Source organism: Streptococcus sp. FDAARGOS_192 (assembly GCF_002073815.2).
Taxonomy (GTDB): domain Bacteria; phylum Bacillota; class Bacilli; order Lactobacillales; family Streptococcaceae; genus Streptococcus; species Streptococcus salivarius_H.
Window position 1 is genome coordinate 899,468 of the sequence record NZ_CP020431.2, and the last position, 22,272, is coordinate 921,739.

Sequence of the window (22,272 nt, forward strand, 5' to 3'; positions counted from 1 at the left end):
TGAAAAGCTCTTAGTAGTCATAGGTAAATACAATTTGAAAAGTGGTCTATTTGCTCAAAATTGTCAAAATTTCTTGGTAGTTTTTGACTTGATAAGTTGGAACAGCTGGAGTCTCATTAACCAAACCATTTGGATTAAACCAAATGCTGTCAATTCCTGCATTATTACCACCTTGAATATCAGCAGTTAGACTATCACCAATCATGAGGGCCGAATCGGAATGAAAGTCATTTACCTGATCCGAAATTTTTTCAAAAAAGTCAGTAGACGGTTTGTGGGCACCCACTTCATCTGAAATGAAAATATCGTCGAAGAATGGCAAGATGCTTGAGGCTTGCAGACGACCACGTTGGATGTAGCTAACACCATTAGTTGCTGCATATATCATGTGACCTCGGTCTTTAACATTCGATAAGAAAGCATGGGCCTGAGGCAACTCCTGCCCCTGTTGGCTCAAGAAATGCTGGTAACGGCCAGCTAAGTGACTGCCATCAACCTCCTGTCCAAAATGCTCAAAAAGACGAGAAAAGCGCGTGCGAAGCAATTCCGGCTTAGTGATTAAACCATGATTGAGATCTTCCCACATGGAACGATTCATGGGGATATAGTGATCCTTGTAAACTTTAAGATCTCGTGAAGCCACCCCAGCCTCTTCAAGAAGGTAGGTCAAAGCCAAATCTTCAGCACGGTCAAAATCTAGGAGGGTGTGGTCAAGGTCGAAAAGCAAATGCGTGTAGGTCATGGTATATCCTTTCTAACTGGAAATCTTTAGGCTCTATTTTACCACAATCCAGCTACATATAAAGAAACAAACACAAAAAGGCGACCCGCAGGCCGCCCTCTCAGATTTATGAAAAATAAGTATTGCTTACTTAATAGACTTCAATTATATCCATTGAACCTTAAAGAAAACTTAAAGTCGGTTGTTTTTTTACTATTCCTATAGATTTTTACTTAAACAGCGAATCTCTCTAATTCGTGGTATACTGAAAATACAAGATTAATCAAACGAGGCGTGTTATGAAAAATTTAAAATTTCAATCCGTTTTTGACATCATCGGTCCTGTCATGGTCGGGCCTTCCTCTAGTCATACTGCAGGAGCTGTTCGTATTGGCAAGATTGTTTCTGCCATCTTTGGTGAGACACCGACTGAGGTAGAATTTCAACTTTTTAATTCCTTTGCCAAGACCTATCGAGGTCACGGGACTGATGTGGCTCTAGTAGCTGGTATTTTAGGTATGGAAACGGACGACCCTGACATTCCACGCGCCCTGGATATCGCATACGAAAAAGGCATTAAGGTCTACTGGAAAATCAACAAGGATAGTAATGCGCCGCATCCCAATACGACTCGTATTACCTTAAAAAATGATAAAAAAACCATTTCTGCCACAGGTGTTTCTATCGGTGGAGGGAATATCCAAGTAACTGAACTCAATGGTTTTGCGGTCAATCTCAAGATGAATACACCAACTCTCATCATTGTCCACCAAGACGTTCCAGGAATGATTGCCCTTGTCACAGATATTTTGTCGCGATATGGCATCAATATCGCCCAAATGACTGTTACTCGGGAAAATGCCGGTGAAAAGGCCATTATGATTATTGAAATCGACTCGCACCAGTGTGATGAGGCCGTCACTGAAATCGCTAGAATTCCTCATCTACATAATGTCAACTTTTTCAGCTAAGAGGGGGATTGCATGTTTTACACTATTGAAGAATTAGTTCAACAAGCTGACCGAGATTACCAAGGCAATATCGCCGAGCTCATGATTGCCACAGAGACAGAGCTAACTGGACGGGAACGTCCTGAAATTCTAGCTCTGATGGCTAGAAATCTTGAAGTGATGAAAGAGTCTGTTCAGGCTGGTTTGTCTCCTGAGAAATCACCAACTGGCTTAACTGGGGGAGACGCTGCCAAACTGGATGCCTATATCAAAAATGGAAAGACCTTGGCTGATTCTGCCGTCTTAGGTGCTGCTAGAAATGCCATGGCCGTCAATGAATCTAACGCCAAGATGGGCTTGGTTTGTGCCACACCAACTGCTGGATCAGCTGGTTGTCTACCTGCTGTTCTTACAACTGCTATCGAAAAACTGGGCTTAACCGAATCACAACAATTGGATTTTCTCTTCACTGCCGGTGCATTTGGTCTAGTCATCGCAAATAATGCCTCGATTTCTGGTGCCGAGGGAGGCTGCCAAGCAGAAGTCGGTTCCGCCTCTGCTATGGCTGCTGCCGCTATTACAATAGCTGCTGGTGGAACACCTTTCCAAGCCAGCCAGGCCATCTGCTTTGTGCTTAAGAATATGTTGGGACTCATTTGCGACCCTGTAGCCGGATTGGTTGAGGTCCCATGTGTCAAACGTAATGCTATGGGAGCAAGTTTTGCCCTAGTAGCTGCTGACATGGCCTTGGCGGGTATCACATCGGCCATTCCAGTCGATCAGGTTGTTGACGCGATGTATCAGGTTGGTTCAGCCATGCCAACTGCCTTTCGGGAAACTGCTGAGGGTGGCTTAGCAGCAACTCCGAAAGGAAAGGCACTCGCAAAAGAAATTTTTGGGTGATTTAAAAACTTAGAAGCTTTCATACTTCTAAGTTTTTTCTTCTTACATAGTCTTTTCAACGTTTTTATTTTAGCTGAATAGCCATTTTGTCAAAAAGTGCCATGTTTCTTTGGCAATATTTGCAAGGAAGGTTGAGAGACTAAATGCGTTGAATTTTTTGAGGAGGTTCTCAACTAGTGGAGTGACAGTCTTAGGTGTTTCCACTGGAGTGTTACTTTCTTCTTGCTTACTAGTATTATCCTGAGATGAATCTGGCACTGTGTTTGTACTGTCGTGACCATTATTTTGCCCAGTTGGTTCAGGCTCTGGACTTGGTTCTGGCTGAGGATCAGGTTTGATTGGTTCGTCAGTAGTGTCACTGCTTGTGTTTGTCATTTTTTCAGTTACGAAGAAGTTTTTGAATTCTACTGCTCCATCCCAAAGACCGACACCGACATGGGCTTGATTGAAGTAATTATCCACAGCATCAAATTGATGATGGAGCACTTCCTTGCCATCGACATAGACTGTCATGGTGTCCTTGCCTTTCACAACCTTAACATGGTGGTACTGGCCGTCATTGATAGCCCTATCCAAGTGAGCTTCAGCGATGGTTTCACCACCGAAACGGAAGAGACGAACAGTGTCGTTATCAGCAAATTGAACAGAGTAGGCACGACCTGGTTCTTCACGTTCCGCAGCTACAAAGAGGTTGACCAAACCATGTTGGTATTTGACATCGATATCATAGTCAAATTGCTTGAAGCCATTACTTTCATAGGCCATGAAGAAGTCATTGGCACTGACATTGCTATCGTAAAGGGTATCGTCATCAATATACCAATTACCAGTAACAGCCTTTAAGCCTTTAAGGTTGGTAGCAAAATTGTTGAGCGTAATGTCAATATTAAAGGTCTTGGTCAATGATGGGTTTTCAACTGAAGTTGCTGTGACAGTGAGATGACCTTTGTGAAGGGCTTTAAGAGAAAGTTTATTGTCATGTTCAGTATAGGACACCAAACTTGGATCACTTACTGTCCATGTCACATCTTGCTCTTCAGAAGCCGGTGCGAGGTAAACCTGCAAGTCCTTACTTTGACCAACTTCAAGAGCCAAATGACCTGCAACTGTGGTGTTCATAGCAACAGCCTTTGTAACTTCCTTCTTGTCAGTCCAAGTACTCTTAATTGGGTAGATAGCAATATTTGCTTTGGCTGGACCACCTTCAACCAAGACACTTGCTCCAACGGCTCTTGGGCTTGGGAAAATCTGATTAGCACCAGCTACCGTATTTCCCTTAGCAAAGACTTCTACACTCGCACGGTCCACATAAAGATGCAAATCAATAGAACCATCTTCATTGCGAGTCACTTGTTGACTATTAACCTTAGCAAAAGCATCAGAAAGGATAGTACCAGATTGGCTACGGTCAATAGACAAAGTTTCCTTAGTTAAATCGTAAATGACCTTAGTAGCTTGACCATCACCAACGCGAAGATTAAATCCAACTGCTGTCGTGTCCTTACCTGGTACAAAGTGAGAAACCACTTCATAAGTATCGCCTTTGAAATCTTTAAGCAATTCATTGTCAGAAGCCACTGTGACATTTTCAAAATACTGGGCATTTTCTGTGTCACGAAGGCTTTCGTAGGCCTTAACAGGGGTTTGGGTCAAGAGGTAACGGTCGCCTGATTTAACCAAACCAAGGTCAAGGTTAAGGTTAAAGGTACCATTAAATTTTTGACCTACAGTATCTGCAACCAGATTACAATAATCTTCCCAAGTGTTCATCCAGTTGATTTCAGTCAATTGTGGGATGTTGGGATGGTCAGCTGTTCCAAAATCATGAACATAATAAGTCATAGCAGCATAGGAATCCTTACCAAAATTCATGATTTCGTCATGGTCTTGGTAAACATCATCAGCTACAAAGGCCCACTTGCCATCCACTTGTTTAAAATCACCAACCTTGTAAGAACGACCGCCACGTGAGAGGACCCACTTGAGTGCACCATCATTGGCTACAATCGGATAAAGGTCAGGACATTCCGTATGCAAATCCTTGTAGGTTGTTTCAACTTGCCAGTTCTTCAAGTCTTGTGAAGAATAAATGCGGAGTGGACCACCAGCAAGGACCATAAACCATTGGTTATCCCAGCGGAAGACCTTAGGGTCACGGAAATCTTGGTTTTGAAGGGGGTCCTGAGACCAGTCGGCAACTACCTTGTCATATTTTTGCCAAGTTCTACCCTCGTCCTCACTATAGGCGATTTCAATCCGTTGCCCATTACCATTTGAAGTAATAATAGCTACCAGGCCACCTTCCGGAGATTTGAAGAGGCCGGAGCTATTGGTACTATCAACCACGACAGAGCCTGAGAACATGTGACCCGTCGCATCTGGATAAAAGGCTATCGGCTCTTCATCCCAATGAAGCAAGTCTCGGCTGGTCGCATGGGCCCAGTGCATTGGTCCCCATTTGGTATCATCGTAAAATTGATAGAAGAGATGGTAACGTCCCTTGTAGAAGACCAAGCCATTAGGGTCATTAGCCCAGCCATCCTTGACAGAATAATGATACTGATCACGATAAAGCTCGTTGTAATAGACATCATCACTCTGTCTGCGGTGGATATTAACACGGTAAGTCAAGGTCACTGGACGACCAAGCGAATCGGTCACACTACTTTCAATAGTAAAGTAATTGGCACCTACAGCCACTGGCAATTGTGAAATATCTGTGTAGACATTTCCCTTGGCATCTTCTACCTTGATAACAGCATTTGGATTATGCTTAGTGATGTCAAGTCCTACAGTCTCAGCATTGTGTCCCACATATTGGATATGGAGTGGTTCTTCAGAGAAGAATTGGGCTTGTTTTTCAACAGAACCTGTCTTTGAGGTCACCACAAGATTGTCAATCAAAGGAAGACTGGCATCATCGAGATTGACATAGCGGGTATTTTTGAAAATGACATTTGCATTCCAATTAAGAAGTCCAAAGTAACCTTCTGGAAGGACTTGAGGTTGACCCTTGTCACTTTTTTGAAGAACAGCATCACCTGTACTTGCGACAAGCACATCATTGACATAGTAAGATAGCCACTGATTAGCCGCAACTACTCTAAGATTGTAGGTTTCATCGGCAGTTGGTGTTACATCTTTTTCGTCTACAAGTTGAATATCATGATTATTGACCCAACGCCAAAACTTAACCTTATGGTTACCAGAGTCTACGTTGACCCCGTACATATTTTTATCGCTACTATCATTGTTACCACGGAAAATGAGGGCAGCGGCACCACCAGCTTCCTTGAAGGTCACATCTGTTGAATAGATAAAATTCTTGCCCTCGGATTGAGAATAAAGGAAAGAGTCTCCCTTGTCTTTGGCTTCTGAATGAATACCATCAGCCTGCATTTCCCAGTGGCCATTTTGGTCTGCGGTCATCCCTTCTAGATTGGTAACCGCTTCATTATTAGGCAAATCCGTTTTTTCTGCTGTCACATGAACAGGACTGGTGCTATTCGTTACAACTGGAGATTGTTCTTGACTGGTCTGATTCAAATCGGCTTCTTGCGCTTGGTTAGTCACTTTCTCAGCCTCACTAGCCTGTGTTTGTACTTCTTTTGACTGGTCAGGGCTAGGCTGAGTGGGATTCTCTTGAGCTGTTTTAGCAGATTCGGAAACAAGGGAGGGGCTCAGCTCTACCACTTGGGGGACTTCCTTGGTCGTGCTAGGAGCAAGCTCCGCTTGAGGGGTAACTTGATGGTCAGTTTGAGCTACCACTTCTTGAGATACTTGGCTCACAGTTGCCTGTTCCACTTGGTCCGCATAGACAGGACCAGCCAGGGCCAAACCTGCAAAACTTACCAAGGCACAGCCGTAGACCCAAGTCTTCCCACTTTTGCGCATAAACCAATTTTTACAAACAGTATCATTCATGACTCTTCTCCTTCTTTAGAGTAACATTAAATGTTAACTCATTTTTCATGAAAATTCAAAGTCAATACATTTGCCTTTATTAATAAGCCTATCAAAGTTTCCGGAAATATCTCTAGGATTTACATTAAAACGGTAAACGTTTACTTTTAATATCATTATAGCACTATAATCTGAAAATACCATCTTTTTCTGTAATTTTTTTCATATAAATGAAAAACTTCCGAATTTGCCATTCGAAAGTCCCTTACTTATGTTTAATCTGAGCCTGTTAGCAGGCTATTTCCAATAATACCAATGGTTACAATAGCAATCCCAAAGAATCCCAAAAGGCTAGGTAGACTATCTCCGAGGAAGAGGCAACCACCCAAGAGGGTAAAGAGAACTTCACCAGCCTGAGTAGCCTCAACTACTGCCAGTTGCTTATGGTTATGCTTAACTAGATTAGTCGCCTCGAAGAAAAGCAAGGTTGCGACAACCCCAGAAAAGACAGCCACAATTAAAGACTGTAAAATCTGTCCGCCTGATGGAAGACCTGCATCTGCACCAGCAAAAACTGACAAAAGCAACCAAAAAGGTGTACTCATCAAGGTCATCCCAAACACGCGCTGCGTCGTTGAAAGCTGATCCTGCTTACAGTGGACCATCATCTTACGATTGCCCAAAGGATAGGCAAAAGCAGCCAGTAAAATCAAGAGACTAGCACGAACCACACTGCTACCAAGACCACTACCAAAGTAAGGAATCTGAATGAGAATGATACCTAAAAGGATGACCAATGTCATAAGCAGTTGCTTACCAGGTACCCTCTGCCCAAAGAGTGGGGTCAAGAGAAGACCAGCTAGAATCGTAATCTGCCAAGTGGCCGCCACAAACCAGGACTCGCCATAAATAGAGGCTAGAGACAGCGGCCCATAAAAAAGACCAAACCCAACCGTACTCCAGACCAACCAGGTCAAGGGTTCTTTCTTAATGGCAGACAAAACACCTGCCAGCTCACTCTTACGCCAGACCAAAACAGCCAGCATGGGCAAGCTAAACAAATAGCGTAGACTAGCACTCCACATCCAGGACCCACCCGAAAGGTTCATACTACGATTAAAAATAAAAGTAAAAGCAAAAAAGAGGGCACCAAGAATACCATACCAAAGTGCCCTCGCAAATTGAGATTGTTTCATAATTGTAAACTCCTGTAATTATTCTATTGTACAGTATTTAGAGCAATAAAAAAAGGAGGTCATCATAATGACTTCCTTTAATCGTATACAGTTTTCCTTAAGAATCAAGTAAGCAACCTGTATCTTAGTCACCTCTTAGCTGTACTTGTGTACGGGCTAGTAGGTCTCCTAGATGCCTCTTATCTTTCCTAAATATCGTCATTGCCAGTAAGAAAACTGCAAGGAGAGTCGCCGAAATAGAGAGGCTAATGGATAACACATCAAACTCACTATAGACACCATGTATCGTGCCCATATGACCGAGTTGCCAAGGCAAAAATTTAATGGTGTTTCTAATCAAGCTAGCCTGCACTGTTTTTTTCTGGTAGACCAATTCAAGTCCCGCTTTTACCTTCCCAAAACTCCCATTATTTGTATAATCTAAGAATGTAAAAAGTAGAGTGATTGGCAAAACAGAGGTAAAAAATGCAAGACACTGAGACTGAATTTCTGTAAAATCTGGGACGCCATGAAAAAGAATAATGTATATAAGCATAGAACCTAAAAACAGAAGAACTAAATAAGCTAAAATGAAAAGATAATCGAATAGAAATTCAATCATTCTTTTTTTAAACGAAATAGGATTGATTGCTAAAATTTTCATCATCGTCTCCCCCTTTCTCATCTCCTATTATAACATTTTTAATATTCTAAATAATATTTGAGAAGAAAATCTGCTGGCTAGCGCCCTCTCAAATTGAGATGTTTCATAACTGTAAACACCTATTATTGCTCTATTGTACAGTATTTGGAGCAATAAAAAAGGAGGCCATCATAATGACTTCCTTGGTTTAAGTTTTCACTTAAACTTGTCCTTATACTTCTTAATATACTTCTTCCCATACCATTCTTCAACTGACTTGCCTTCCCAGTCTCGGTATTCTTCAGGATACTTCCATTTGTAGTAGCCCTGCAACATGTAGGGGAACATGAAATAAATTTCAAAGGCAGCTATTAATATATTGAACACTAGAAATAAAAATAGAACGCTTAATCCTCCAACCAAACTATCTGCATTTCTTATTGAATCCGAAAATATCGGACGAAAAATTATCCAGAGTGCTACAACTATTCCACCATACTTGACAATAAATCTAAATACTCTATTAAACAATCTATCGGTCGGACTCTCTATTTCGGTACCACCATATAATAAATTTAGCAATGAGGTAGACTTATCACGTATCAGGTAAATGATTGTGAAAAGAATCAGTCCTTCAAAAGCGGCCATTCCCAAATATCCAACAAGACCATAAAGGAAATTCAACAATAGAAGATTTAACTCAATTAGAAGCCATATTATAAAGGAGACCATAAAATGAAACTGTCCTCTATAGATTAAAATGAACTGTTGGTTGAATCGCTTCCCTAATATAATCAGTAAAAGCCATATTGCCAGTCCCATCCAAAATACCCAGTAGGGAAGAAAATTGATTTCGGACAAGCCTACTGTTAAATCTTTAGGATTAGCATGATAAAATAAATAATCATTTAAAGCAACAATCAACCAATTAGGACCGAGTATAAATAAGATCGTCAAGATTACTAACCAAACATATGACTTCAAGGTCCCTCTGTATTTTTCTTTTTTTAGAGCATCCTGATAGTTATCCTGTGCAAATTTTCCCGAGACACTATCATCTAATAGATTTAAACTCTCTTCAAAACTTGCACTAAAGATTGATTTTTTCTTCATTTTTAGCTCCCAACAACTCCTTGTGTTTCTTCAAATACCGCTTGCCGTACCAGTCTTCTACTGACTTACCTTCCCAATCACGATATTCTTCAGGATATTTCCATTTGTAGTAGCCTTCTAAAAATAAGGGTAACTCCATGAAGATAACCATTGCCAAGAATCCAATATCTATGATTAGCCATGTCAAAAACAGTCCTAACAAGGTCAAGCTTTGTGAAACTGCAATGCCCGAATGCGATAAGATTATTTTGATGATTACAGCAAGCCCTAGTACTCCTGAACCATAGGTGGCGATTAGACCTGCTATTCTATCAACAAGAGTTTCTCTCGCCTCTTCACCGAAAATACAAGTGCTTAAACTTCTTTTCTCCATACGGAGGAATATTAGGGCAATGATAAACAAGAGAATGTAAATGAACCAAATTCCTAATGAGGTTAGGTTCGGGAGGGCTATAGCTATTCCCAAGAGATTGAATTCAAGACAGAACCAAAATAAAAAGGTCTCGATATGAAAGCGATATCTGTATGGACGAAGAAATGGTTTTCGCACAAATTTTCCAATAAGAACGAGTGATAGCCAAATAAAACAACAAATAAGGAATAATTCAGGGGTCAACAGGGACGGCTTGTGAACTGGCAGAGTTAAATCCTTAGGATCTGCATCATTCAAAGAAAAGGCAAATAAGGCAAGGAGAAAATTTCCTCCAAATACAAACAAAATACTGTAGAGAATACTTTTTATTCTAAAACCAATACTTGGTTTTCCATTATTTAAACCTTTTCCAAGTTTTTCGTAATAGTCTTTTTTTATATACTGAAGCGAAGCATCGTCTAATAAATTTAAACTCTCTTCAAAACTTGCTTTAAAAATTGATTTTTTCATTTTTACCTTATCAATAATTCCTTGTGTTTTTTTAGTCACTTCCAATTAATCTCTATTTCGATTGGTTAAATCATAAAGAGCGAGACAGACCTTTTGAGTTTTCTCAGCTAGTGTAGAGTCTGTGTTTAACTGAGCCTCTAGCTATTCTCTGGACAAATCAGGATCTATCAGCACGATTGAAAGAATGAGATAACTCTCAAAAAGTTCTTATATTTCTGCTTTAATTCCATCTGACTGATTGCTTCTCTAGCATCCTTTATGACAGCATCAAAATCTCCTGACCTAGACTTTACGAGTGCCTTGCTCTACCAACTGAGCTAAATTGGCTAACACTTTTATAGTATGGCACTCTCAATTTTTTGTCAGGAAGTTTTAAACGATTTTCTTTATCAAAATCTGACAAGGATTTTGGGGATCCCATAGTTGAGGAAAAATCTCTAATTTTTTAAAACCAACACTTCGATAAAAGACATTTGTTCGGTCATAATCTTTATTTGAACCTTCTGCGACTGTTTTCACTTGTAAATAATCAACGTTTTTGCGTGCTTCACTTTCTAAAGTAGCAAGCAATTGACTCCCAACTCCTCTACCTTGATGAGCTTTTTTTATACCGAGACAATCAATCTCTGCACAATCTTCACTAGAATAGGACAAGCTCACAAAGCCAAGCAAATTACTCTCCTGAAAGGCGGCCCAAACTTGCAAATCTTTGGCTCCTTCGATGTAGGCTTGCGTGCTTTCAGGTATTCCAAACCATTCTGGCAAATCCTTTAAAACCTCATCAACAACTGCCATTTTTTGATCTTCATCCTTAACTTCTTCAATTGTAAACATCATAAGTTCCTTTCTTGATTTTAGTCTTACTTTACCTCTTACGAACCAGCACTTTCGTAGGCATCCAATCCCCTATCCCAGAGTTTGAGAGAAATGAAAAAGAAGGCAAGGAGAATCAGAATCAAACCACCGATGTTAAAGAGCTCATCCTTGCCCTGCAAGAAATAACTAGCAGGATAGTAAGCCGTAAAAGCAAATGGCACGACAAACTGATCAATCAGCAGTTTAATGGTGGTCGACTTCCTAGCACCATTTGCCCCGAGAAACCTTAGAATCTGCCCCTAAACATTCAAACATGATTTCTTATCTCCTAAAATCTGACATCTTTATCATAACAGAAGACCTCAATTTTACTCTATTATAAAGCAGTTAAAAAAGTAAACCAAGTGTTATTCTCACAAAAGAGAAAATAGTTTTGGTACTTGAAAAAACAAAAAATCTGTCTAAAAAAACAGACTCAGAATGTATGATATAAAGCATTTATCAGATTGACATAGTCAAACAAATAATCGTGATGAAAACAAGCGTCAAAAGTAAGGTCCAATAAGTAAATTTATAGACTTTCACGGCTCCACAAAAACGTTCGACATAAGATTCTTTGGGATTATCTGGATTGTACCAAACTGTCAGGGTTGATCCCAATGGAAAGAAATCTTTGGCGGCATATGGTACTGACGAATTGGTGTATATAACAAGTCTTTTAGCCAACAAGTCTGGATTAGAGGTGGCTTTAGAACTCTTCCAAGGAAGCGAAACTGTCGTAACCCACTCATACTCCAGACTTCTTCTATAAGCCTTGTCATTGACAATATATTCCACAATCGGAGCAATAGCATCAGTATAGTATCTATAACCTACTACGCTACCTTTTACGCTCTCTGTGGAACTCGTTTTACGATTAAGTTCTTTGAGATACACATAGCGAAAAAGAATTATCAGTATGGACAAAACAATGACGCTTATGGACCAAGCCAAAAATAAAATCTGTAACTTAGACATGATTTTCCTCCTCAAAGATGATTTTTCCACGCTCGAGTTTGCGAACTGCAAGGAGCCATCGCACTGGATTATTTTGGAAAAATAAGAGGAAAGGTATACCCGCAAATATGGTGAATATAGGGATAACAATTAAAATTCCAGGGTCAAAAGCTTTCTCTGCAATAATGTTAGTTGAATACAACCAAACCCAGCCAAAATATATTGTGCTAAAAATCAACATGACTAGCATGGCAAAAATAAAGATTGGTATTTTAAGCAAAGTCGCCTTCTTATTGAAAAAATTATTCCAAAACTTATTAGTGTATACAGCTTGTGAAAAAGCCTCCTTGGTAGAAAGAACGGTATAGTTAACATTGTAGTATAAGCACTCCTCCATAAAAAGGATGTACAGTAAGGGTGTCACTATTGAAAGCATAATAAAGGGAGTAATCATCAGCTTTGGATAATGCATACCATGAAAAACTGGTATCAGAAACATCAGTGCTTCCAAAATTAAGAATAACCAGAAAAGTATCATGATTAAAGTACTTAGGTACTCGTTTCGTTCTCTCTTTTTCTTAATCGTTTCCGAATCCAAAGCTACAAGGCCTTCTTTTGTCCTTGTATTGTAATAATATTTCCTACTGTCAAACTCGCCCATATAAATTATTTTCCGCATTTGATTCTCCCACATTAGCCTTTGCATTTTTGCTCACTTAAATAAGCACAACTCACTCCATTTTACCATGTCTGGAATTTGCTTGCTTGTGAATGTTTAGATAGATTATAAGGTACAAAAAAGCCACCATATGGTGACTTAATGATAGACAATCTAAAAAGAATTGGAAATAATTCCTTTTTTGAGTGCTGTAAGTATAAATCTCTACTTTACACACTAAGTTCATTTATCACATCTAACAATAACTCTTTGTCATTCTTCATAATGGCTAACAATGCATCCTCGTCATCTTCCAAAATGGCTAAATATATCTTTCTTCGAGCTTCAAACTTTTCGATTTCTTTTTCAATCTCTTTAAGCCGTCGAGTTTCTCTTAATTTCATAGAAAAAAGAATTCCCAAAGCCATAAAAGTTAATACATCAATTGTAGCGAAAAATATGATAAGATTCATGATAATTACTCTCCCTCTAAAATAAATTTTCTTAGTTCTCAACTAATGAATGGATTTCAACACTTCACTCTGAAAAGATGAGTTTTCCTTGTTTATGTTCATTATTAGTGTTAACCATTAACAAACATATGCTCTCGCAAACAAATACAAATCATCTAATTCATCATGTTCAGGTCTTGAGGTTGTATGAAATCCTGCACAATAATGACAATAATAAGTACGAATGGTTTGATCCTCACACAACATGACTGCACGAAGCGCTTTTGCATTAGTCTCATAAACTATTTTATTTTTTTTAGCTCCATGACAGTAAATACCTTTTGTTGAGTGTCTGTTCTCCATTAGTTTCATTTTGTTTCTATAAATAATCTTTCTAATTTTAGACATGTTGCTTTCCTCCTTTTGGTAATAAATGCTGTGCTTTTGTTTTGCATTATTTATTTATAACTATATTTTATCACCAGAAATACACAATACAAGTACCTTAATCACATCGTTGTCCATCTGTTTTATACTCTCAAACAATACAACAAAAAAAGTACGTATAAAACGTACTTCTGTTTTTTTGCGAAATGCTATTTAAAAAAAGTATCAATTTTACTTATTTATTTTTTCTAGTTCGAGTATAGTAAATACACCATTAAATCGATCAATATAACGTTGAAAACTATCTCTACCATAGGTTTCAATTTCATATATTACCCTAGGAACTGTACTCCTTGTATCTTTCTCGATAACTTTAAGTGCAGGGATATCATCTTCAAGTACTTCCCAAAACTGACCAACATATCTGAATCTAATCCGAAATTTTTCCGTATCTGAAAACATCAAGAAAGTATGATAACGAACATCACTATCTGACAAAATATGAGTTAATTCCTCAGAACTTAATATCAGTTCTGTATTATACTTCGAACGATGAACAGTTTTAAAACGATCCAATCGGAAATTACGAAGACTCCTTGTATCTATTCTTAATCTTCCATCCTTTTCTTCAACTTTATATGCCATACAATAAAAATAATGGTCATTAAACATAATCGAGACCGGTAACACATCATAATCGGCATCCTTACCTTGGTATTTCGTATACTTAAAAGAAAGAGACTTCTGATTCTCAATAGCATCAAAAATAGCGGATAGATGAGGCAAGATTGATTTACTCTTATTGTCCCTGTAAATCGATAATTCCTTATACTCCTCTAGTTCCCGTTCCGTAAAGTTTCTAATACGCTGACGTTCCCTATCATCAACAGCTCTTTCTACAAAGGTATCAATGATTTCTCTAACTTCCTCAACACGTAGTGCCCTACTTTCTAAAAGAATCTTAGACAAGATGACGGCCTGATTATACTTTAAGTTACCATAACCATGGTTATATTCTGCCTCATAGGTTCCTGCAAGTCGAGAATACTTTATTTTCATATCATCTCTAAGTATTTTTAGATTTTCCTTTAATTCTCTTAAATCATCTTTAAAGGTTCTCTCAGCGATATTAAAACGTTTAAGGTACTCAGTTTTATTAACCTTATGCCCCTTTTCCAATTCAGACATAAAATATAAGAGACGACTGGTTTTCCCTTGCAAATTATTTTCTTCTTTCATTAATCGACCTAATGCTTGATTATAACTTCTAGAATATAATATCATTATCCTCATTCTATTCGTAATTATCTCAAGTCTTTTTTATACTAGCTTTCAATAAAAATTGAGATTTAATACACAAAGGCCAGTGTGAATTTCACTAGCCTTCTTGATTCTAATAGTGCAATTTATTATTCAAGTATTCTGCTATATCCAAAAATGATAACGTAGGATCAAAATGTTCTTCCTCTGCTTCTTCGCCACCTATTAAATTAAGGCTAAAATGATTTCCTCGAAATCTGACTTCATATACATCATTTACATAAAGGATCCTGTTGGTACTTTCAATACCTTTCTCACTTTCATAATAAGATTGTATTCCTAATTCCTTTAGTTTTTCTTCTAGGGCTATCAAATGAATATCATAGTTTCTAGCACTAGAGCTCTTATTTGGAATTAACAACATCTCTTCTGAACGATTAAGCCAGAACGGAGATTTCATTCTATATTGTGAAGGAGTCATTTTACTAAACATGATTTCATAGTAAGCAATGAAGGCATAACGCCATTCTTGAGGAGCTATATTACTAATATTTTCTTGGATAATACGACGATACTCAACATCTAGCGGCTTGGTCATATCGAGTTCATCAAGTAGTTTTTTGACATACTCATTTCGAGATGAAAATAAACTTTTGAGGCTTGGTGCAGACCCAGAATACTCATTTGGATTATCCTGACACAGCGTTTTATAATTGCTAACTGTAGATATTGTATAATCCCCTAGAGACAGCAAAGCTACCCTCATTAATAGACCTTCTTTAGGCTTCGTCTCAGTAAACATCTTTGATATTTTATTCCAATAAGTTGAAATAATATCAATTTTTCTGCTTGGTAAATCATTTGCATCAAAATAAAAGCAACTCCGAATTTGACCATCAAAATAGCGATGCTTTTCAGCGACTTCAATAATATCTCTATAGGAATCATCTGCAGTTATCAATTTAGCTTTTTCAATCTCTTCGTCAACTTGGTCAATACTGAAACCATTAATTCTATTTCCCTCGGCTAGATATTCTAGCAGGTCTGAAGTATGTTCGATTTGTTCATTAATCCCCTTGATTGCCCGTTCATATGACTCTTGAGAATCTATAACTGAGTTATTAATCAAGTTCCTAAAGATACGATACCAATTTTTATAGCTAGTATCTAATGAATCACCGTGATGTTCTAAGAATGTTGAAATAACGTGAAAATAAACCCTATCCTTCAGTTTTTTGTCGACTATTGAACCTTCTAAGATAGATGAAACCTCAGGCACTTTATTCTGAGAGAGAAAGTCAAGAACAGATACAATTATTTTTATATGACTTATTTCTACAGTTTCAAAGTCGATTTCAAGAGTCCAATTATCACGTTGAGAATAATCCAGGCTATCTAAATTATTGATAAGCGCAATTTCAAATAAATTTAAAAAGTTGGTGTCAAAGGCATTTTTATCAATATTCCAAATAACATCAGTCCATTTTGTATCAATATTTTGGGAAAATTCCCTTTCTAAATGACTATCTATTTTCTTTATTCTATCAATTAATCTTGCTTTAAAATTTTCAAAGTCAGTTAATGGACGCCCCCTAGAATTCAGTTTGATATAGAGCTCATCTTCTGAACCAAGTTTATCAATATCTAGAAAATTGAAGACAAGTTTTTGGTTATTAGAATCAGATAAAATTGAAACATAATCGAACCCATAATCGAAAGAAGCAGAAATGTCATCTAGTGTCTTCAAGGCACCTTGTACAGTTGGATCTAACTGCCATGAATCTGCAAACCATGGTTCATCTGTTATGATTTCGGAAGAACTTTTTGTTTCTGTAAAGATATTTTTTCTGTTCTCGAATAGACTCTTGAAAAATTGTCTAGAAGAATCTCTAGTTTCATAAGAGAAATTACCCAAAAAGTCACACTCATCATTATCTCTATAAGCAAAAAGATAAACCAGGAATAAAGTTGTGAGACGTTGTTGCCCATCTAATGGAATAAACTTCCCATTAGTTGATTTTCCATAAATAAAATTCAAATCGAGTGGTTCGACGTTTGCATCAAGTAAGGCAGCATTAATATCCTGGAGTAATTTTTTTCGAACTTCGGTGGTTCTTTTATCCTTTCTACCTTGTGCATAGTCTCGCTGAATCAATGGAATTACAACTCGATAATTTTCTAACAATGTTTTTAAGTTATATTTTTCGTTAATCTCTTGCATGACTACTCCTCACAGTCCCCAAAAAAGCGTTTTAATTCCTGCTTCATTGCTTGAATATAACTGTCTTTATCCTTATCAGTCCAGTCATCAAATCCATCTACCTCATTGCTATAGACTTTCAAGAACACATTACGCGTACAAACAGGTACAAATTTCCCTTCCGAATCAACCTCAAGAATAATTCTACGCTTTTGGTCAAATGGGCTGTTTCCATAAGAGCGATTCGTATTAGAGTCTAGCAAGGTTAAATTAGCTAGACTATCATCAGCTTCAGCAGTCTCATCGGCCGTAGCATGAATATGCTCGATATCCCATTTCTCTTTCTTATAAATATCAAAAGGAAATCGATATTGTTTTTCACTCTTATTAATCAAAGTAACGAGATTAAACAGTAAAAGTAGAGACCTAATTTCTTTTTTCTTACTACTGTAGGAAAAATCTTCGATAGAACCTATATCTTTTTTCAAAGTTTTATAAGCAATTTTTTTTAATTCATAAAAAGCTTCTGACTTTTTCTTTCCTCTTGTAGCCGCATAGACTTTTTTGATATTCTTATCGTCATCCCATAAGAGATAACCAATTAGATGATATCTATTTAAGTCCATGTACCAGTTAGTTAATTCTTCAAATCTTAAGTCGATCTTATCCCAGTAGTCACTTATAAAAATCGATTTATTTTCGGCATTTTGATACTTTGCGTAGATTGAGTAGAAAGTTGCATAAATATCATTTTGAGGTATTTCTAAAGTACCATATTCAAGTAGATTAAACAAAAGATCTATCCTAGTGACAAAATTCTCACTATTTGTAAGAAACTTCCAAAATGATTCCTCTTGAAGTCGATGTTCAATTTTATCCCAAGCTATTCCCCTATGAATCCTTTCAATATCATTTTCAGATTCATAATTAGTTTGATCTAAAAATAAAGCTTTAATGAGCTCAGCATTAGTCAAAGGAATCTTACCTAAGTTAACTTTGGTAAATAGTTTTATAGGGTCTTCTGTCTCATCGATTTCATACCAAATAAAGAAAACAGACTCCGTTAAGACTTGATAAATATCGTGTAGAGCATTATCCGAATTAATGTCTTCTCGTTCTACCCATTTATCTATGGCAGCAAAAGCCTTACTTATATGATTTGCGTCAATGTCATAATCTTCGATTTCTTGATAAGTGTCAAAGTTTAATTCTTTCAAATACTTAGCACTCTGTTCTCTTGTTTCATAAACCAACTCAAAGTAATCATATTGATTACTTCTTCTACGACCACTACTAAATTCAGCAGACATAAATTTCAAAAAAATAAAGATCGTCGTTAGCCTCTGTTGACCATCAACAACATCATAAGTATTATCTGAAACCTTTTTAACAATCAAGGGCTGCAAACAGTACTTATAATCTCTGTTTTGTTTACTATGTGTATAGAGGTCTTCTAAAAGAGTTGTAACCTCATGTTCAGTCCAGCGATATCCCCTTTGATATGAAGGAACATTAAATTTTAACCCTTTTAGGTCTTCAATTCGTTTTTCAGAAACTACCATTTGATATCTCCTTTTCATCCAAAGGTTGTTATTAGAATTGACAAAATTATCATCTACAATTATAGCACTATTATAAATCAAAATATTGGAAAAAATGTAAAATACTTTCTATATAGTGACCGGATAATGAAAAAAGCCACCATCTGGTGACTTCATTCTTATCTATCTCTCCTCACCCCAGCCAGTCTTTTTCTTTGGCAATGCGGACTGCTTCTGTTCGGTTGCCTGCATCGAGTTTGGTTAGGATGGCTGTCATGTAATTTCGAACTGTTCCATTTGAGAGGAAGAGGCTTTCGGCGATTTCTTGGTTGGTTGACCCTTGGGCAACCATGGCCAGGACTTCTTGTTCGCGTTGGCTGAGTGGATTATTGTCAAAGGCAACGCCTTCAACCAACTCTGGTGAGTACTCCTTTTGACCTGCTAGGACGGTATGGATGGTCGCCATGAGGTCACTGATGGAACGCTCTTTTAGCACATAGGCATCCACGTGGGCTGCTAGGGCTCGTTTGAAATAGCCCTTTCGTTTGAAGGTGGTCACTATAACGATCTTCGTTTCTCTTTGGTTGCTACGGATCCACTCAAGAACATCAAGGCCTGTTTTAACTGGCATTTCAATGTCTAAAATGGCCACATCGACTTCTTCTTTTTCTAAGAGAGTAATGGCTTCTTGGCCATCACTGGCCGCAAGGACATCTTCGACATCGTCTTCCAACATAAGAAGTTGGCAGAGAGCATCCCTCAACATTGACTGGTCTTCGGCGACTAATAATTTCATGCTTTTCCTCCCTCTTTCAAATGCACACGAATAATGGTTGGATGCGATTGAGACAGGATTTCCAAGTCTCCATCTACCAAACTGAGACGTTCCCTGATACTGTGTAGCTCTTGTCCTGTGACTTCCTTGAAGCCACAACCATCATCCTCGAACTCAAGCACTATACCATGATCACGTCTTAGACGAATCTGACAGCTTTCAGCCTGACTATGTTTGATAACATTATTGGCCAGTTCACGAAGCACCATGGACAAGGTCGACTGGCTAACGGGCGACAGACTTTCTAAGTCAAGGCTACTATCCACGGTCAAGACAATATCAGATAGGTCAAAGAGTCGCTCGAGCTCCAGTAACTCCTCAGCTACCGTTCGGTACTTGAGCTTATTGACAATCTCACGCACCTCGTACATGGAGTCACGACTAATCTGATTCAATTCTTCCAGATTCTTCCTAGCAGCATCATACTGCTCCTTGTCCATCTGTTTTAGAGCCAACTCAGTTTTGAGACTCATCATGGCAAAGGTGTGTCCTAAGGTATCGTGCAAATCACGGCCGATACGATTGCGTTCATTTTCAGCTGACAAGATATTGATGGTCCGGTTCTGCTCCGCAAGGGCTTCTTCCATCTTTCTCTCCTGACGCATACGGCTTTGAAAATAGTACATTCCCAAAGAAAAAAGAGTAATAGCCAGGGACATGAGGTGGGTACTCAAATCGTCTGTCAGTTGGAAGGATGATGACGTCAAAATCAAGAGCGTCGCTAGAAAGGAAAAGAATCGATAAGAAGATATACTATCCTCAAAGCGCCAAACGAGAAGGTTAACATTGAAAAAAACAAACCACATCATGCCACCCTGGAAGGTCACGGACATAAAGATAATGTAAGCTAGAGTGTAAAACCACAGAAAGGGAATCCACTTGCTATAAGCTTTTTTCAAATACACTATAAGGAGATAAGCGATGGTAAACAGACCCGTCAAAACTAGGGTCCAGACTGGGAAATACCCACCAAACACTCCTAAGATTGGGAAAACAAGGAAAATCAGACTAACAAAATAAGCGAAATCATTCTTCTGGTAACTTCTAAACATGGTCACTTTCTCTGTACGATTTGATAAAAAGGGCTAAGCCTGTAGCTATTGTAGCATAGACCAAGATAAAAATGAGCGATTTCCATGAAAATTCCCCTTTTTTTGCGAAATTGACTACTAACTGATTGATATGATAGATGGGTGTCCACTCCGAAATGTGCTGAACCCATTTTGGAAACATGGTTACTGGCATCCAAGAACCACCGATAATAGCAAGACCAAGAAAGACGATATTTCCGACGATAGCCATGATTTGTTGAGACTTAATTTGGGCAAGGAGCAAGCCAAAGGATAGGAAGACTAGGCTTGACAAGAGTAAAAGAGCCCCTGAACCAAGCCAATGTGATAATGGCATCTTAACATCACGCACAAAAGCTCCCACACAGAAAGTCACTAGGATAGCAACCATAAAGTTCATAAGAACTCGAAAGATTTTAGAGAGGTAATAGGATTGAATACTGATTTTTGAATGTTCGATGTAAGTTAACCAGTGATCGGTTTGATCCTCTCTAAGCATGTAGGGGAAGGTAAAGAAACCAAAGCTAGACATAGAAAATCCAGTCATGGTCAACATATAAGACAAGATAAAGGCTTTTTGTGATTCAGGGTCAGGACTCATTTCCATACCTGAATACAAGAGGAAGAATCCGACGGGCATTCCGATGGACATGATGAAGACTGGCCAACTGCGCCATGTTTTTATCCATTCGATTTTAAGTAGTGCTTTCATGCCTTGTCCTCCCTTGTGCTATCAAATAGGCTATCTAAAAGTGTCTTGTTTTGAATTTCAATGTCAGAAATGCGACAGCCTTGAGCTTGTAAACTACTCCAAATACTTTCAATATCTTTAGTCATAAAGGTGACAACATCACGTTTTTCAGTCACATCATAAATGGCTGCCAGTTTGTCAAGACTTGGTGCAAAGCGACTCGGTAAGGTGACTTGTTTTTCCTTTTCCTCGCTACGCATAGCATGTGGCGTAGTATCCCTGATGAGTTTTCCCTGATGAAGAACCAAAATGCGGTCAGCTGTGTGTTCCACTTCTTCGATATAGTGGGACGAATAAAGAATAGTCACACCTGACTTTTTCAGATCATTGATGATTTCCCAAAAGCGTTGGCGTGTCGTAGTGTCCATCCCTGCTGTCGGTTCATCTAAAAAGAGAATGTCAGGCTTGCCAATAAGACAGAGGACAAAGGCAAGAAGACGTTTTTGTCCCCCTGAGAGTTTGTCTGCGAACTGCTGATACTGGTCGTCTTTGAATTGTAAGAGTGCTTGAATTTCTTCTTTAGATAAGCCATTTTCAGAAATATCTTGGAAAAATGTAATCAATTCCATGACTTTTAATTGAGAGGGAATGGTATTTTCTTGGAGAAGGACCGCAATCTGATCTTGTGCTTTCCCCTTTTTACCCTTGATAAGGACTTGACCGCTACTGGCTTTCTTGTCACCAAGAATACAGGACATTAAGGTCGTTTTACCAGCACCATTGGGCCCGATTAAGGCAAGACAGTCGCCTTGTCCCACCTCAAAGCTAATATTGTCTAAAATTGTTTTTCCTTTGATTTTTTTGACAAGATTTGTGACTTGAAGGATTGCTTCACTCATGTGTGTGATTTCCTTTCTTTTGATAGAAGGCTAAAAAAACATAACAAGCTGCAACAGACACACCCATGACACTGTAGAGAATATCACTACTGCCATGAAGTAGGACATAGGCAAAGAGGATGGTCCAAATTACCGCTAGGAGCATGATGCTTAGTATTTTCAATAATTTCATACTG

General features: G+C 38.3%; 21 protein-coding genes and 1 pseudogene. 2 read left to right on the forward strand and 20 right to left on the reverse strand.

The annotated features are described in order from the left end of the window. Positions 1-46: 46 nt before the first annotated feature. Complete coding sequence (locus A6J31_RS05315) at positions 47-742, reverse strand: YjjG family noncanonical pyrimidine nucleotidase (protein ID WP_002891206.1); 696 nt, start codon at positions 740-742, stop codon at positions 47-49. Between the two features lie 278 nt (positions 743-1,020). Between A6J31_RS05315 and sdaAB the strand changes: the two genes are divergently transcribed. Together sdaAB and sdaAA are read left to right on the forward strand one after the other, a co-directional pair. Further along, positions 1,021-1,692, forward strand: a complete 672-nt coding sequence (sdaAB, locus tag A6J31_RS05320; RefSeq protein WP_002891207.1) for an L-serine ammonia-lyase, iron-sulfur-dependent subunit beta — start codon at positions 1,021-1,023, stop codon at positions 1,690-1,692. Positions 1,693-1,704: 12 nt separating this feature from the next. Continuing rightward, complete coding sequence (gene sdaAA, locus A6J31_RS05325) at positions 1,705-2,574, forward strand: L-serine ammonia-lyase, iron-sulfur-dependent, subunit alpha (RefSeq protein WP_002891209.1); 870 nt, start codon at positions 1,705-1,707, stop codon at positions 2,572-2,574. 69 nt (positions 2,575-2,643) lie between these two features. Here the strand turns inward: sdaAA and A6J31_RS05330 are convergent, their stop codons facing one another. The 19 genes and pseudogenes from A6J31_RS05330 to A6J31_RS05425 form a co-directional block, all read right to left on the reverse strand. Further along, on the reverse strand, positions 2,644-6,498 hold the full coding sequence (locus tag A6J31_RS05330) for a GH32 C-terminal domain-containing protein (protein ID WP_080610610.1): 3,855 nt from the start codon (positions 6,496-6,498) through the stop codon (positions 2,644-2,646). Positions 6,499-6,752: 254 nt separating this feature from the next. Then, positions 6,753-7,673 carry a multidrug resistance efflux transporter family protein gene (locus A6J31_RS05335; RefSeq protein ID WP_080610611.1) on the reverse strand — a complete coding sequence of 307 codons (921 nt, stop codon included), beginning with the start codon at positions 7,671-7,673 and terminating at the stop codon, positions 6,753-6,755. 124 nt (positions 7,674-7,797) lie between these two features. Continuing rightward, a complete protein-coding gene (locus A6J31_RS05340; RefSeq protein ID WP_192573929.1) occupies positions 7,798-8,319 on the reverse strand; it encodes an RDD family protein in 522 nt (173 codons plus the stop codon). Between the two features lie 192 nt (positions 8,320-8,511). Then, positions 8,512-9,408, reverse strand: a complete 897-nt coding sequence (locus tag A6J31_RS05345) for a hypothetical protein (protein WP_080610613.1) — start codon at positions 9,406-9,408, stop codon at positions 8,512-8,514. Continuing rightward, complete coding sequence (locus tag A6J31_RS05350) at positions 9,386-10,291, reverse strand: hypothetical protein (RefSeq protein ID WP_080611235.1); 906 nt, start codon at positions 10,289-10,291, stop codon at positions 9,386-9,388. Before A6J31_RS05350 ends, A6J31_RS05345 begins: the two co-directional genes overlap by 23 nt. Before the next feature lie 372 nt (positions 10,292-10,663). After that, positions 10,664-11,125 carry a GNAT family N-acetyltransferase gene (locus A6J31_RS05360; RefSeq protein WP_080610614.1) on the reverse strand — a complete coding sequence of 154 codons (462 nt, stop codon included), beginning with the start codon at positions 11,123-11,125 and terminating at the stop codon, positions 10,664-10,666. 38 nt (positions 11,126-11,163) lie between these two features. Then, positions 11,164-11,334 (reverse strand): annotated as a pseudogene (locus tag A6J31_RS05365) (ABC-2 family transporter protein); the annotation flags it as partial. 274 nt (positions 11,335-11,608) lie between these two features. Next, positions 11,609-12,124, reverse strand: a complete 516-nt coding sequence (locus tag A6J31_RS05370) for a DUF3592 domain-containing protein (RefSeq protein ID WP_080610616.1) — start codon at positions 12,122-12,124, stop codon at positions 11,609-11,611. Next, entirely contained in the window at positions 12,117-12,782 is a 666-nt protein-coding gene (locus A6J31_RS05375) for a hypothetical protein (protein ID WP_142390724.1), read from the reverse strand. The genes A6J31_RS05370 and A6J31_RS05375 overlap by 8 nt, the downstream gene beginning before the upstream one ends. Positions 12,783-12,991: 209 nt before the next feature. Beyond that, positions 12,992-13,234: a hypothetical protein gene (locus tag A6J31_RS05380; RefSeq protein ID WP_073686688.1), complete on the reverse strand. Its 243-nt coding sequence runs from the start codon at positions 13,232-13,234 to the stop codon at positions 12,992-12,994. Between the two features lie 117 nt (positions 13,235-13,351). Then, the gene (locus tag A6J31_RS05385) at positions 13,352-13,621 is read right to left on the reverse strand and encodes a hypothetical protein (RefSeq protein WP_080610618.1); all 270 of its coding nucleotides are present in this window, start codon (positions 13,619-13,621) and stop codon (positions 13,352-13,354) included. Between the two features lie 210 nt (positions 13,622-13,831). Beyond that, positions 13,832-14,839 (reverse strand): helix-turn-helix transcriptional regulator, encoded by a 1,008-nt coding sequence (locus A6J31_RS05390; protein WP_080611237.1) that lies wholly within the window; start codon positions 14,837-14,839, stop codon positions 13,832-13,834. 154 nt (positions 14,840-14,993) lie between these two features. Next, positions 14,994-17,081 carry a DUF262 domain-containing protein gene (locus tag A6J31_RS05395; RefSeq protein ID WP_080610619.1) on the reverse strand — a complete coding sequence of 696 codons (2,088 nt, stop codon included), beginning with the start codon at positions 17,079-17,081 and terminating at the stop codon, positions 14,994-14,996. A gap of 2 nt (positions 17,082-17,083) precedes the next feature. Next, entirely contained in the window at positions 17,084-18,622 is a 1,539-nt protein-coding gene (locus A6J31_RS05400; protein ID WP_192573930.1) for a DUF262 domain-containing protein, read from the reverse strand. Positions 18,623-18,794: 172 nt separating this feature from the next. Next, entirely contained in the window at positions 18,795-19,397 is a 603-nt protein-coding gene (locus A6J31_RS05405; protein WP_080610621.1) for a response regulator transcription factor, read from the reverse strand. Further along, complete coding sequence (locus A6J31_RS05410) at positions 19,394-20,488, reverse strand: sensor histidine kinase (RefSeq protein ID WP_080610622.1); 1,095 nt, start codon at positions 20,486-20,488, stop codon at positions 19,394-19,396. Before A6J31_RS05410 ends, A6J31_RS05405 begins: the two co-directional genes overlap by 4 nt. Continuing rightward, a complete protein-coding gene (locus A6J31_RS05415) occupies positions 20,481-21,218 on the reverse strand; it encodes an ABC transporter permease (RefSeq protein WP_080610623.1) in 738 nt (245 codons plus the stop codon). Before A6J31_RS05415 ends, A6J31_RS05410 begins: the two co-directional genes overlap by 8 nt. Then, entirely contained in the window at positions 21,215-22,096 is an 882-nt protein-coding gene (locus A6J31_RS05420; protein WP_080610624.1) for an ABC transporter ATP-binding protein, read from the reverse strand. Before A6J31_RS05420 ends, A6J31_RS05415 begins: the two co-directional genes overlap by 4 nt. After that, a complete protein-coding gene (locus A6J31_RS05425; RefSeq protein WP_004182318.1) occupies positions 22,089-22,268 on the reverse strand; it encodes a hypothetical protein in 180 nt (59 codons plus the stop codon). Before A6J31_RS05425 ends, A6J31_RS05420 begins: the two co-directional genes overlap by 8 nt. Positions 22,269-22,272 lie beyond the last annotated feature (4 nt).